The organism is Micrococcus sp. 63XJN7_6_ISO-PGPR-S23-444 (assembly GCF_058072765.1).
The window spans coordinates 1,721,756-1,735,017 of the sequence record NZ_CM176516.1 but is presented as its reverse complement, the minus strand read 5'-3'; the positions used below and the strand labels follow the sequence as shown (position 1 = coordinate 1,735,017).

At 73.3% G+C, this 13,262-nt stretch carries 13 protein-coding genes; 7 read left to right on the top strand and 6 right to left on the bottom strand.

Annotation, left to right across the window (positions count from 1 at the left end; translation table 11 throughout):
• The first annotated feature begins 12 nt into the window (after positions 1–12).
• Positions 13–543 carry a hypothetical protein gene (locus AC3RJ9_RS07880; RefSeq protein ID WP_123243872.1) on the top strand — a complete coding sequence of 177 codons (531 nt, stop codon included), beginning with the start codon at positions 13–15 and terminating at the stop codon, positions 541–543.
• An 8-nt stretch (positions 544–551) separates the two neighbouring features.
• Here the strand turns inward: AC3RJ9_RS07880 and AC3RJ9_RS07875 are convergent, their stop codons facing one another.
• The 5 genes from AC3RJ9_RS07875 to AC3RJ9_RS07855 all read right to left on the bottom strand — a co-directional run bounded on the left by AC3RJ9_RS07875 (position 552) and on the right by AC3RJ9_RS07855 (position 5,562).
• The gene (locus tag AC3RJ9_RS07875; RefSeq protein WP_095346372.1) at positions 552–1,583 is read right to left on the bottom strand and encodes a cation diffusion facilitator family transporter; all 1,032 of its coding nucleotides are present in this window, start codon (positions 1,581–1,583) and stop codon (positions 552–554) included.
• Positions 1,580–2,074, bottom strand: coding sequence for a transglycosylase SLT domain-containing protein (locus tag AC3RJ9_RS07870; RefSeq protein WP_123243871.1), 495 nt, complete (start codon positions 2,072–2,074; stop codon positions 1,580–1,582). The genes AC3RJ9_RS07875 and AC3RJ9_RS07870 overlap by 4 nt, the downstream gene beginning before the upstream one ends.
• A gap of 5 nt (positions 2,075–2,079) precedes the next feature.
• A complete protein-coding gene (locus tag AC3RJ9_RS07865) occupies positions 2,080–3,111 on the bottom strand; it encodes an NAD-dependent epimerase/dehydratase family protein (protein WP_036315887.1) in 1,032 nt (343 codons plus the stop codon).
• The gene (locus tag AC3RJ9_RS07860) at positions 3,108–4,283 is read right to left on the bottom strand and encodes an alcohol dehydrogenase catalytic domain-containing protein (protein ID WP_489727628.1); all 1,176 of its coding nucleotides are present in this window, start codon (positions 4,281–4,283) and stop codon (positions 3,108–3,110) included. The genes AC3RJ9_RS07865 and AC3RJ9_RS07860 overlap by 4 nt, the downstream gene beginning before the upstream one ends.
• An 82-nt stretch (positions 4,284–4,365) precedes the next feature.
• Positions 4,366–5,562, bottom strand: coding sequence for a glutamate--cysteine ligase (locus AC3RJ9_RS07855; protein WP_123243869.1), 1,197 nt, complete (start codon positions 5,560–5,562; stop codon positions 4,366–4,368).
• A gap of 69 nt (positions 5,563–5,631) precedes the next feature.
• On the opposite strand from AC3RJ9_RS07855, the gene AC3RJ9_RS07850 reads away from it, so the two are divergent.
• From AC3RJ9_RS07850 to AC3RJ9_RS07830, 5 genes are all read left to right on the top strand, one after another.
• Positions 5,632–6,963, top strand: coding sequence for a THUMP-like domain-containing protein (locus tag AC3RJ9_RS07850; RefSeq protein ID WP_134377078.1), 1,332 nt, complete (start codon positions 5,632–5,634; stop codon positions 6,961–6,963).
• Between the two features lie 170 nt (positions 6,964–7,133).
• Entirely contained in the window at positions 7,134–8,198 is a 1,065-nt protein-coding gene (locus AC3RJ9_RS07845) for a siderophore ABC transporter substrate-binding protein (protein WP_123244478.1), read from the top strand.
• Positions 8,195–9,253 (top strand): ABC transporter permease, encoded by a 1,059-nt coding sequence (locus AC3RJ9_RS07840; RefSeq protein WP_080981700.1) that lies wholly within the window; start codon positions 8,195–8,197, stop codon positions 9,251–9,253. Before AC3RJ9_RS07845 ends, AC3RJ9_RS07840 begins: the two co-directional genes overlap by 4 nt.
• Entirely contained in the window at positions 9,246–10,334 is a 1,089-nt protein-coding gene (locus AC3RJ9_RS07835) for an iron chelate uptake ABC transporter family permease subunit (protein ID WP_123244479.1), read from the top strand. Before AC3RJ9_RS07840 ends, AC3RJ9_RS07835 begins: the two co-directional genes overlap by 8 nt.
• Positions 10,331–11,086, top strand: coding sequence for an iron ABC transporter ATP-binding protein (locus AC3RJ9_RS07830; RefSeq protein WP_123244480.1), 756 nt, complete (start codon positions 10,331–10,333; stop codon positions 11,084–11,086). Before AC3RJ9_RS07835 ends, AC3RJ9_RS07830 begins: the two co-directional genes overlap by 4 nt.
• A 205-nt stretch (positions 11,087–11,291) precedes the next feature.
• On the opposite strand, the gene AC3RJ9_RS07825 is transcribed toward AC3RJ9_RS07830, so the two are convergent.
• The gene (locus tag AC3RJ9_RS07825; protein ID WP_070708754.1) at positions 11,292–12,269 is read right to left on the bottom strand and encodes a hypothetical protein; all 978 of its coding nucleotides are present in this window, start codon (positions 12,267–12,269) and stop codon (positions 11,292–11,294) included.
• A gap of 637 nt (positions 12,270–12,906) precedes the next feature.
• Between AC3RJ9_RS07825 and groES the strand changes: the two genes are divergently transcribed.
• Positions 12,907–13,203 carry a co-chaperone GroES gene (groES, locus tag AC3RJ9_RS07820; protein WP_002857590.1) on the top strand — a complete coding sequence of 99 codons (297 nt, stop codon included), beginning with the start codon at positions 12,907–12,909 and terminating at the stop codon, positions 13,201–13,203.
• Positions 13,204–13,262 lie beyond the last annotated feature (59 nt).

The window sequence follows — 13,262 nt, the reverse complement described above, 5'->3', positions numbered from 1 at the left end:
TAGGCAGGGCCCATGACCGGTCATGATCACCCCCGCCCCGAGTCCATCTCCGCCGCCGTGGACGAGCAGATGCTGGAGGACTTCCTCAATCAGCACCTGCTCGGCTCCCGCTCCGGTGTGAAGGCGTTCCGCGCCGCCGAGCAGACCTGGGCCGGCACCTCGCAGGAGGCCGCGCTGCGCCGCCTCGGCGACGCCGTCCAGGACGACCAGGACCGCCTCGAGGCGCTCATCGGCGAACTGGGTCTCCGCACCCCGCTGGTGGACCGGGCCGCCGGCGCGGCGGCCGAGGTCGGCGGACGCCTCAACCCCGTGAACGCGCTGCGCACGCGCGGCTCCGGCTGGACGCAGATCGAACTGGACCTGCTGCAGGGCATGCTCCAGGCCAAGCTCGCCATGTGGCGCGTCCTCGAGCAGCTGGCGCCGCACCTGCCGGCGATCGACGCGGAGGAGATGCGCGGGCTGTGTGAGAAGACCGCGGAGCAGCGGCGTGGGGTCGAGCGCATCACCTCCGCCACCCTCGAGGGACGGTTCCTGGCCGGCTGAGGCCCGGGCTACTCCTCGCCCGTCTGATGCTCCCCGGACCGACCGCCGTGCACCTCGGCGGGCAGCTCGTCCACCGGCGCGACGACGACGTCCTGCAGCTTCCAGTCCAGCGCGGCGATCGCGTCCCGCAGCGCGCAGCAGCGGGCCACCGTCACGTCCGCCCCCTCGTGCGGCACCACGAACATCTCCACGTGGAACACGTGGCCCTCATCCCGGACGCGGGCGCCCGCATGGCGCACCCACGGCTCCGCCCAGGCGACCCGCTCGGCACGGTCGATGAGCGGGTGCGGCCGGGCGCCGTCGATCGTGGCGGCGCGGCGATCCGCCAGGTTCGTGACGGCCTCCTTGAGGTTCTTCCAGCCGTCCAGCACGATGCTCACGCCCACGAAGATCGCCGCAGCGGAGTCCGCCCACCACCAGCCCAGGCCGATGCCGGCCACGCCGACGATGGTCGCCACGCCCGTCTGCCAGTCCGCCTTGTTCATGTCCGCGTCCGCGTACAGCACGCGGTCGTGGAGCTGCTCGGCCAGCTTGAGCTTCTTGTGGCCGAGGATCATGGGCCCGGGCACGGACAGGGCCATCACGGCCATCATGAACCAGCCCTGCCACACGGTGTGCCCGAACAGGTCGAACGTGCCGATGGGCGGGTGCTCCGCCGTCACCAGGCCCAGCACGGAGTCGCCGACGAGGACCACGCCCATCACGGACAGGGCGACGGCGGCCACGAGGTGCCCCACCCCGACGGACCGGTGAGAGCCGTAGGGCCGGGCCCGCGTCGGGGCCATGCGGGCCACGCGCAGGGCGACGAGGAACACGATCGGTGGGATCAGGGAGAGCAGGTCCTCGATCCACGCGGCCCGCATGGCCTGCGAGGAGCCCATCACGATCGCCACGAGGACGATCGTGACCACGATCACCCCCAGCGTCGCCCATTCGAGCCGCTTGGCCTGCTGGACCACGCGCTCGATCTCCGGGGGCAGCTCCGTGGCGCCGAACCGGCGCCCGCTCGGCCCCGTCTCCCGGGTGTCCCGCCGCGTCATCGGGCCTCCTCCGCTGCGCGCTGGTCGAAGTACGCCTCGAGGGCCGTGAGCATCTGATTCTCACCCAGGGGCACGGCCATCACGAGCTTCACCGGCTCGCCGTCCGGGCCCTCCGCCTCGGCGTAGTCGCGGGTGATGCTCGCGTGCGACGTCCACGGGGACGCCGACGTCAGGCCGCCGGCCACCAGGTCCACGTCGCCCTTCTCCAGCGCGGTCATGAGCGCCTCCTCCCCGGCCACGGTCCACTCGACGCGTGCGTCGTGCGCCGCCGCGAACCCGCGGATCAGGTCGGGCTCGGGGCCGACGGGCTCGGCGCCCGAGGCGTCCACGTGGGGCGGGTGGTGCACGACGCCGGCGCGCAGCACCCCGCCCGTGACGCGGTCCAGGGTGCCGTCCGGGTCGGCGGGGTAGCCGGAGGAGGTGCAGGCGGTGAACCCGAGGGCGGCGCCCCCGAGCAGGCCCGTCAGGGCGGCCCGGCGGGTGAAGGTCATCGCCCTCATTCCGTGGGCGAGTGCGAGCGGTGCCCGGCGTTGCCCAGACCTTCGGCACCGTCGAGATGGTCGAGCACGAGGCGGACCGCCTCCCGGGCGTCGGTGGTCTCGGACCAACCGGTCGCGGCGCGCAGGGCCGTGGTGTCCATGATGGGCACCGCTGCGGCCATGTCCACCCACCCCGGGTCGGTGGGCTGCAGCCGTGCCCGGTAGCTCAGCGCCGCGGCCGCGCGGAATAGGCCCACGGGCAGCTCCAGGATGCGGCGCGCCCCGAGGACGGTGCCCATGGTGTGCGCGTCCAGCACGGGGTCGGCGGCCACATTGAAGGCGCCGCCCGCCCGGTGGACGATCACGCGCCAGTACGCGTCCGCCACGTCCTGGGCCGTGAGCGCCTGGAATCGCAGGCCCCGCGGGAACGGGAGCACCGGAGTGCGCAGGCGGGCGACCAGCCGGGCGGGGACGAGGTCGCCCAGGAAGTAGTCCTTGATCTCGGGCCCGGCGGCGGACTGGAAGATCAGCCCGGGGCGCAGCCGGGTCACGAGCAGCTCGGGGTGCTCGGCCTGCACGCGGTCGAGGATCGACTCGACCTCGGCCTTCTGCGCGGCGTAGTGCGAGGTGGGGACCCCGGTGGTGGGATGGGACTCGGGCACGGCGCGGCCCTTCGGCCCGGGCCCGTACGCGCCCACCGAGGACGCGTAGACCAGGTGGGGCACGCCCGCCTCGGCCACGGCCCGGAACACCCGCTCGTTGCCGGCCACGTTGACGGCGCGCAGGTGGTCGCGGTCGCGGTTGGGGCGGATCACCCACACCAGGTCGACGACGGCGTCGGCGCCGGCCACGATCTCGCGCAGCCGCCCCGCCGCCGTGGGCTCCGCCACGTCCAGGCGGTGCCACTCGACGCCGTCGTAGGGCGCTCCGGCCCGGTCCGGGCCGCGCCGGCTCACGCCCACGATCGAGCTCACCTCGTCCGCGGCCTGGAGGCGGTGCAGGACAGCGGTGCCGACGTTGCCCGTCGCGCCCAGGACGACGATCCTCACGGCTTCAGGACCACCTTGATGCAGCCGTTCTCCTTCTTCTGGAACGTCTCATAGAGGGCGGGCGCGTCCTCGAGCGGGGCGGTGTGCGTGGTCAGGTCGAGCACGCCGAGGGGGTCGGACGGGTCGTCGAGCAGGGGCAGCAGGTCGTCCACCCAGCGACGGACGTTGCACTGGCCCATCGTCAGGGTGACCTGCTTGTCGAACAGGGTGAGCATCGGCATCGGGTCCTTCATGCCGCCGTAGACCCCGGAGAGCGACACCGTGCCGCCACGCCGGACCGCGTCGATCGCGGTGTGGAGGGCGCTCAGGCGGTCGACGCCGGCGGTCTTCATGGCCGCCCGGCCGAGCGCGTCGGGCAGCAGGCCCACGGCGGTGTGGGCCGCATGCCCCGCCGGGGAGGCGTGCGCCTCCATGCCGACCGCGTCCACGACCCCGTCGGGGCCGCGGCCGCCGGTGCGCTCGCGGAGCACCTCGGCCTCGCCGCCGTCGGCGTCCAGGACCTCGATGCCGTGCCGGGCCGCCATCGCGCGGCGCTCGGGGACCGGGTCGACGCCGATCACCCGGTACCCCAGGTGCACGCCGATGCGTGCCGCCAGCTGGCCGATGGGGCCGAGGCCGAGCACCGCGAGCGTGCCGCCGTCGGGGACGTTCGCGTACTGGACCCCCTGCCAGGCGGTGGGGACGACGTCCGAGAGGAACAGCCACTGCTCATCCGGGCCGGTGTGCGGCACCTTCACGGGGCCGTAGTCCGCGTGGGGCACGCGCAGCAGCTCGGCCTGCCCGCCGGGGACGGAGCCGTAGAGCCGGGAGTAGCCGAAGAGTGCGGCGCCGGAGCCCTGCTCCCGCACCTGGGTGGTCTCGCACTGGGACTGCAGCCCGCGCTGACACATCCAGCACCGCCCGCAGGAGATGGTGAAGGGCACGACCACCCGGTCACCGGGCCGGATGTGGGTGACCTCGGACCCGACCTCGCGGACGATGCCCATCGGCTCGTGGCCGATCACGTCCCCCGCGTCCATGAACGGCCCCAGGACCTCGTACAGATGCAGGTCCGACCCGCAGATGCCGGTCGAGGTGACCTCGATGATCGCGTCCGTCGGCTCCTGGATCCGCGGATCCGGGACGTCCTCGACGGCGACGTTGCGCTTTCCCTGCCATGTGAGTGCTCGCATGGTGCGACCGTAGACGCGCCGGACGGGCCGGGGGAAGCATGGAGACGCGGCAGGGCCGCCACCTCGCCGGGGGAGCGGCCGCTCAGCCGGTGCGGCCGTCCAGCGACGCGCGGGTGCGGGCGGCGGCGTCCAGCACGACCGCGCGCAACGGGGCCACCGCGTCATCCGTGTCCTCACCCGCGGCCGGCGGGCCGGCCAGGGCCTGTGCCTCCACGCGACGCTGACGCGCGGCGCCACCGTCGTCGATCATCGCCTGGACGCCGGCGAGCTCCGCCGCGCAGCCCAGCCGCTCGGCGACCGGGGTCAGTCGCTCGATCTCCGCCGGCAGGTGCTCCGCCAGCGGGACCTGGGTGCCCCGGGCGTCCACGATCACGGTGGCGTCCATGCCGTACCGGGCGGCGCGCCACTTGTTCTCCTGCACGTGCCACGGCGGCAGGACCTCGACCGTCTCACCGCGCTCCAGGCTCGCGGACAGGTCATCCACGAGGCACTGCGTGTAGGCGGTCACGGCGGCGATCTCCTCGAGCGTGGCCAGGCCGTCGCACGCGCGCATCTCCACCGTGCCCAGGCGGGGCACGGCCCGCACGTCCCAGCGGCACTCGGTGACGTCCGCGATCATGCCCACCTGCTCCATCTGGGCCACGCAGCGCTCGAAGCCCTCCCACTCCTGGAACTGGAACGGCAGGCCGGCCGTGGGCAGCTGCTGGAACAGGAGGGTGCGCTGGGACTGGTAGCCCGTGTCCGTGCCCGCCCAGAAGGGGGACGAGGCCGAGAGTGCGAGCAGGTGCGGCACGCGGTTGACCAGGCCGTTCACCACCGGCATGGCCTTGGAGACGTCGTCCAGGCCCACGTGCACGTGCACGCCGAAGATCAGCAGCTGCCGACCCCAGTACTGGGTGAGATCCAGCATGCGGTCGTAGCGCTCACTGGGCGTCGAGGGCTGCGCGATCGCTTCCGCGAACGGGTGCGTGCCCTGGCAGAACAGGGAGATGCCCCGCGCAGCCGCGGCGTCGGCCACGCGCGCGGCGATCCGGCCGAGGTCCGCCGTCGCGGCGTCGACGCGCTCGTGCACGCCCGTGACGAGCTCCACCGTGTTCTGCAGGAGCTCGCTGGTCATGTGCGGGTTCACGTCGTCTTCGGCGAGGCCCTCGGCCGCATGCAGGGTGCGCAGCAGGTCCGGGGCCTCGGAGCGCAGCTCGCCGGACACGGCATCCACGAGCGCGAGCTCCCACTCGATTCCGAGAGTGGACTGCGCGGAGTCGGCGAAGGGCAGAGTCATGCCGCCCATCCTAGAAGCCCCGGCCCGGTCTGTGCCCGGTGTCCACGCTTCGGACCTAGGGTGGGGCGCATGGCCCGCCCCCGCCCCGCCTCCCGCCCGCCGCGCCCCACGGCCGCCGCCTCGGAGGCGGACGCCACCGCCCTGGCCCCCGTCCTCGAGCCGGGGGGCCGCGCGCTGCTCGACTCCCTCGCCGGGTACCGCGAGGCCGACGCGCTCGCGGTCTCCTCCCGCCTGCGTGCGGCCGGGCATCCTCCGGAGCGCGTGGCCGCCGCGCTGACCCAGGCCGCGCTGCGGTCCCGGGCGGAGGCCCGCCTCGGGCGGCAGGCGCGCCGGATGCTGTTCACCCGCGACGGCCTGGAGCAGGCCACCCGCCCGCTGGTCGCGGGCCTGCACGCGGACCGGCTGGCGGCCGCGGGGGCCCGGCGCGTCGCCGACCTCGGCTGCGGTCTCGGCCTGGACGCGCGCGCCTTCGCCGACCGGGGCCTGGACGTCGTGGCGGTGGAGCGGGACGCCGTCGTCGCCGCGGCCGCCGAGGTGAACCTCGCCGGCCACCGCGGTGCGCGTGTGGTGCACGGCGACGCCGTGGCCTGGGCCCGCGCCCACGTGCCCGCCGAGGCGGACGCGGTGTGGCTGGACCCCGCCCGCCGTCAGGTCGGCGGGGGCGGGTCCGCGCGCGTGTTCGACCCCGAGGCGTTCTCCCCGCCCCTGAGCGTCGTGACGGACATCGCCGCGACGGGCGTGCCGGTCGGGGTCAAGCTCGGCCCGGGGCTTCCGCACGAGGCCGTGCCGGAGGGCGCCGAGGCCGAGTGGGTGAGCATCGACGGCGACGTCGTGGAGGCCGCCCTGTGGTTCAACGCGGCGGCCCGCCCCGGGGTGCGGCGGGCGGCGCGCGTCATGACCGTCCGGGGTGGGGAGACGACGACGGCGCAGCTCGTCTCCGGCGCGGACTTCGGCGACTCGCCCGAGGTCGAGGCCGTGGGGGAGGAGGGCATGGCAGGGCTCGTCGGCGCGGTCCTGCACGAGCCGGACGGCGCGGTCATCCGGGCCGGACTCGTGACGGACCTGGCCGTGTCCTGGCCCGTGCCGACGCGGCAGCTGGACCCCCACCTGGCCTACCTCGTCGCGCCCGAGCCCGTGCACGACGGCCTGGCCCGCGCCCATCGGATCGAGGCGGTGCACGGCTTCCACCTGGCCTCCCTGCGGCGCTGGGCGAAGGAGACCGGGGTGGGCCGGCTGGACGTGAAGAAGCGGGGCATCCGCGAGACGCCCGAGGAGGTGCGTCGCGCCGTCCTCGGCGGGGCGAAGCCGGGCCGGCGTGGCGGGGCCGGACGGCACGCCACCCTCGTGCTGGCGCGCGTGGGTCGGTCGCGGTTCGCCCTCGAGGTGACGCCGTTGGACTGACGGGGCTCGAGGCCGCGGGCCCCGGGCGGCGGGAGCCGTCGAACCCCCGTTGGGGGATTACGGCACCCTCGTGTACGGTATTCGACTGAGGCAAGGCTCACCTCCACGGGAGCGCGCCCACCACCCCGACTGCTCATCCCGGGGCAGCCCCGCCGCCCAGAAGGAGAACCATGCCGCGTTCCGTCAGCGCCCCCCGCCTCGCCCGTTTCGCCCTGACCTCGGTGGCGGCCCTCGCCCTCGTCGGCTGCTCCGCCGGCGGCGCGGCCACGGGCTCGTCCTCCGCGAGCGCCTCCGGCGAGTCATCGGCCTCCGCGAGCGCCGCCGGCGGCTCCTCGGCCGCCTCGGGCGGCATCGCGACCGGGGTCACCGTCACCGACATGTCCGGCGCCGAGGTCACCCTGCCGGAGGAGGTCGACTCCGTCATCGCCACGGACAACCGCATCTTCCGCACCCTGGACGACTGGGGCGTCGAGCTGTCTGCCGCGCCGAAGCAGATCATGTACAAGGGCGAGGGCGGGCCCTCCTACCTCCAGGACGACTCGGTCGCCGACATCGGCAACCACCGGGAGCCGGACATGGAGCTGTTCGTCACGGCCGAGCCGGACGTCGTGTTCAACGGCCAGCGGTTCAACGAGCGCAAGGCCGAGATCGACGAGCTGACCGGCGACGCCGCCGTCGTGGACACGGACTTCGACGTCACGCAGACCCCCATGGACGAGGGCCTGAAGGAGCTGACCACCCTGCTGGGCGAGGCCACCGGCCACGAGGCCGATGCCGAGAAGCTCATCGCCGACTTCGACGCCGCCACCCAGCGCGCCAAGGACGCCTACAACCCCGAGCAGACCGTCATGGGCCTCATCGCCTCGGGCGGCGAGCTGTCGTACGTCGCGCCCAGCACCGGTCGCGCCATCGGCCCGTTCTTCGACATGCTGGGCCTGACCCCGGCCCTCGAGCAGTCGGGCACCGACAACCACCAGGGCGACGACATTTCCGTCGAGGCCATCGCGAAGTCGAACCCGGACTGGCTGATCGTCATGGACCGCGACGCCGCCATCGGCGAGGAGAACGCCACCGCCGCCGAGCTGATCGAGCGCTCCGAGGCCCTCCAGGACGTGACCGCGGTGAAGGAGGGCAACATCGTCTACCTGCCCGCCGACTTCTACGTCGCCGAGGACATCCAGAACCACACCACCGTCATGGAGGACCTCGCGAAGGCCTTCGAAGGCGCGCAGTGATCCTCGACGTGCGTCACCACGTCGCCGACGCCCCGCCCCGGCTCGAGGAGCCGGGGCGGGGCGACCGCGTGTGCTGGGTCCCGCCCGCCGTCCTGCGGCCCGAGCGCACCCGCTGGCAGCGCACCTGGCCGCTGCTGGTCGGCGTCGTGGTGACCGCGGCCCTCGTCGTGGTCTCGCTGTTCGTGGGCGTGTACGACGTCGGCGCGGAGGGCGGACGCGAGATGTTCGCCATCACGCGCGTGCCGCGCACGGTCGCCCTCGTGCTGGCCGGCGCCTCGATGGCGATGTGCGGGCTGATCATGCAGCTCATGACGCAGAACCGCTTCGTGGAGCCCAGCACCACGGGCACCACCGAGTGGGCCGGTCTCGGCCTGCTGGTGACCATGGTGCTCGTGCCGGGGGCGGGCCTGGTGACCCGGATGGCCGGGGCCATCCTCTTCGCCTTCGTCGGCACCCTCGTGTTCTTCCTCTTCCTGCGGCGTGTGCGCCTGCAGTCCTCCCTCATCGTGCCGATCGTGGGCATCATGCTCGGCGCCGTCGTGGGCGCCGCCTCGACGTTCCTCGCCCTCCAGACGGACATGCTGCAGCAGGTGGGCGCGTGGTTCGCGGGCTCGTTCACCTCCGTGGTCCGCGGCCGGTATGAGCTGCTCTTCCTCGTGCTGATCGTGTGCGTGGCGGTCTTCGTCATCGCGGACCGCTTCACCGTGGCCGGCCTCGGCAAGGACGTCGCCACGAACGTCGGCCTCAACTACGACGCCGTGATCCTCACCGGCGTGGCCATGGTGGCCGTGGCCACCGGGGTGGTCACCGTGGTGATCGGGGCCCTCCCGTTCCTGGGGCTCGTGGTCCCCAACCTCGTGTCCATGGTCCGTGGCGACAACCTGCGCACGAACCTGCCCTGGGTGGTCATGGTCGGCGTGTGGATCGTGATCGTCTGCGACCTGATCGGGCGCACCGTGATCGCCCCGTTCGAGGTGCCCATCTCGCTGATCCTGGGCCTCGTGGGCGCGATCGTGTTCCTCGCCCTGCTGCTGAGGCAGGCCAAGCATGGTTGAGCCGCTCGCGACCGCCCCGGGTCGCATCCCCGCCCCGCCCGGCGGCGCCACCGCGGCCGGGCCCGTCGACGCCGACGCCCCGCGCCGGTCCGGCGCGTTCGTCACCGCCGCCGACCGCCGGAGGTATGCGGTCGTCGTCGCGGTGCTGGCCGTCGTCGCCGTGCTCTCCACCGCCGGGGTCCTGCTCTGGGGCAACGGGGCCGAACCCGGTTCGCGCGCGTTCTGGATGATCGCGCGGATGCGCGTGGAGTCCCTGGGCGTGATCGGCATCGTGGCGCTGTGCCACTCCTTCGCGACCGTCAGCTTCCACACGGTGACGGGCAACCGCATCATCACGCCCTCGATCATGGGGTTCGAGGCGCTCTACACCGCCGTGTCGACCGCCGCCGTGTACGTGCTGGGGGCCGCGGGCGTCGCGGTGCTGACCGGGGTGGGGCCGTTCCTCGCCCAGGCCGCGCTCATGGTGGCGCTGGCGACGGCCCTGTACTCGTGGCTGCTCTCCCGGCCCTACGGCAGCGTCCATCTGATGCTGCTCGTGGGCGTGGTGCTGGGCGGCGGGCTGGCCGCGCTGAGCACGTTCATGCAGCGACTGCTGGACCCGAACTCGTTCGACCTGCTGAGCGCGCGGCTCTTCGGCAACATCTCGAACGCCCGGACCGAGTACGTGGCGATCGCCGCGCCCATCGCCGTCGTCGTGTGCGCGCTGCTGTGGCTGCGCTCCCGCCGCCTGAACACGGTGGCGCTCGGCGCCGACGCCGCGACCAACCTGGGCCTGCACCACCGGCGCGAGCTCATGGTGACGCTGCTGCTGGTCTCCGTGCTGATGGCCATGACCACCGCGCTCGTGGGCCCGATGACGTTCCTCGGCTTCCTCGTGGCGACGCTGGCGTACAGCCTCGTCGACACCCACGACCACCGGTTCATCCTCCCGGTGGCGGCGCTGGCCGGGTACGCGGTGCTCACGAGCGCCTACTTCGTGCTGCGGCACGTGTTCTACGCGGGAGGTGCGGTCACGGTGGTCATCGAGCTGATCGGCGGCATCACCTTCCTGATCGTCGTGATGAGAAAGGGACGTCTGTGATCGAGCTGCGCGGCGTGGTGAAGCGCCACAGCGACGAGGTGTGCATCGGACCCGTGGACCTGGACATCCAGGCCGGGGGAGTGACCGCGCTCGTGGGGCCCAACGGGGCGGGCAAGTCCACGCTGCTGACGATGATCGGCCGGCTGCAGGACGCCGACGCCGGGACGATCGCCGTGGGTGGGCACGACATCACCACGACGCCGTCCCGGAGGATCGCGCAGACCCTGTCCATCCTGCGGCAGGAGAACCACTTCGTGACGCGGCTGACCGTGCGACAGCTCGTGGGGTTCGGGCGCTACCCGTACACGCGCGGGCGGCTGACCCTGGAGGACGAGCGGCACGTGTCCGACGCGATCGACTTCCTCAACCTCGGCCCGTTCGAGAACCGGTACCTCGACCAGCTCTCGGGCGGCCAGCGGCAGCGCGCGTACGTGGCGATGGTGCTGGCGCAGAACACCGAGTACGTGCTGCTGGACGAGCCGCTGAACAACCTGGACATGCAGCACTCGGTGCAGATGATGCAGCAGCTGCGTCGGGCCGCCGACGAGCTGGGCCGGACCGTGGTGATCGTGCTGCACGACATCAACTTCGCCGCCCACTACGCCGACCGGATCGTGGCCATGGGCGACGGCCAGGTGGTGGAGACCGGCCCCCCGGCCGAGATCCTGCGCCCTGAGGTGCTGGAGCGGATCTTCAAGACCCCCTGCAGCGTGGTGGACGGACCGCACGGGCCGCTGGCCGTGTACTACTGAGCGGGGCGACGGTGAGGCCGGCCCGGGTCGGTCCGGGCGGGGGTCGGGTGCCCGGCCGACGCGAGCGTTCCGTGGGCAGAACCCGCCGGGTCTCGCCTTCCGGGGGCAGAACCCGCGTGTTTCCAGGTTCCGTGGGCAGAAGCACCCTCGCTTCTGCCCACGGAACCCCTGCGCATGGACGGCAGGGCCATACGCGACGACGACGTCAGGCATCCCAGCCGTTCGAGACCTGTGCCCGTCGTCTGAGGACGGCCTCGATCACCCGCGCGTATCCCTCGCCGACGTCCCGGCCCGTGACGTGCAGGGTCATCTGCCCACGCTCCGCGTAGTACTGGTCTCGCCGGGCGTCCCGGGCGTGTTGCTCGGCACTCCGGTGCACCTCGCCGTCGTACTGGAGGACGAGCCGGCAGTCCTCGAACCACAGATCGGCCTCGGGGGCGTCCCGCCGCCCGGGGTCGAACACGTGCTGCAGCGTCGGCTCGCCCAGCCCCGCCTCGACGAGCGCCAGCCTCAGCCGGGTCTCCTGCGGCGAGTCGGCACCCACCCGTACGCGCTCGAGCGCCGCCGTCGCCCGCGGTCTTCCGACGAACCGCCCGAGCGGCCGCATCGCCTCGTGCAGCGCGGTGACCGTGGTGATGGGAGGCCGCCGGCCGCGCGGGGACCAGGGGTGACGGACCAGGTGGTCACCCGCCGACACGAGGGATGCCTCGTCCCAGGGGTGGCCGATCGAGCACAGATCGAGCCAGGTCCGTTCCGGCGTCGTCACCCGTAGCCCGAGCACGGAGGTGACGTGGCCGGCGGGCAGGGGTCTGCGGTGCTCCATGACGCCGGGGATCCGCGCCCGTGCGGTGCCGCGGTGCAACGTGATCTCGACGGCGGCGCGTCGCGTGGCCCCGCCCGGGGGAAGCGGGAGGCCGTGGAGGTGCGCCGCCGTCTCGTGGGAGAGAACGGCGTCGGGACGGGACCGCAGGAGGGCGGTCAGCAGGTCGAGGCCGACCCCGTGGTGCGGCGGCGGGAGCCCGGCAGACTCCCAGGTGCGCAGCGGCATGTCACGGCGACGGTGGATGCCGCGGGCGAGGCGGAGGACGTCGGACCGCCGCACCCGGCTGGGCGGCAGACCGCGTTCGAGCACGTCGCGGGTGGTGAAGACGGGGACGAGGGGGAGATCGGGGGCGAAGGACATGGGTCGACCTTGACGCGGTCGGCCTGACGACGGCCGGGCGGGCCGCGTGTCTGTGCACACCAGCGCAGGGTGGGCCGGCTGTGCAGGACTCGGCGGCGGCCGGTTGTCCCGCCGGGACGACGTCGTCATGGCTCGGTGGGCAGAACTGCGAGGAGTTCCGCCCACGCAACATCCGTGGGCAGAAGAGAGGGCGCTTCTGCCCACGGAGATCGAAAACCTGCGGATGCTGCCCACGCGACGGGCGGGGGTGCGGTTTCTGCCCACGGAGGGTGGCGAGGGGGGAGGGTGGGGAGTGGGGGAGGGACAGGTTGCGGGCCGCAGTCGTGACCACTCCGCGTGCTCTTGGGCTCGGAACCCGCCCCGCCCGCCGCCCCACGGCATCCCACCGCACCGCGCCCCGCGCCCTCCGCCCACGGCGGACGGCGGGGACACGGCTGGCACTCATGTTGAAGGAGTGCCAGAACCCGGAGTAGAGTGGGCACTGGCACTCGGGGGTACCGGGTGCCAATGCCCGAGGTGGACCGTCCGGCACCGCGACGACGGAGGGTCTGACGCCCGTGGCGCACCCGCAGACCACAGCATCAGCGGTCCGGCGAGCCCGCCGGAGCCGCACGTCGACGAAGAAGGAGTGTGCAGCATGTCTGTCTCCATCAAGCCCCTTGAGGATCGCATCGTTGTCCGCCCCCTGGAGGCCGAGCAGACCACCGCGTCGGGCCTCGTGATCCCGGACACCGCCAAGGAGAAGCCGCAGGAGGGCCAGGTCGTGGCCGTGGGCCCGGGCCGGGTCGCCGAGAACGGCAACCGCGTGCCGGTCGACGTCGCCGAGGGTGACGTGGTGCTGTACTCCAAGTACGGCGGCACCGAGGTCAAGGTCGGCGGCGAGGAGTACCTGGTGCTCTCCGCCCGCGACGTGCTGGCCGTCGTCACCAAGTGACCCCGCCGCGACGGGCCCGGTGAGCGGCGCGCACCGCACCGGTGCGCGCGCCCCGGGCC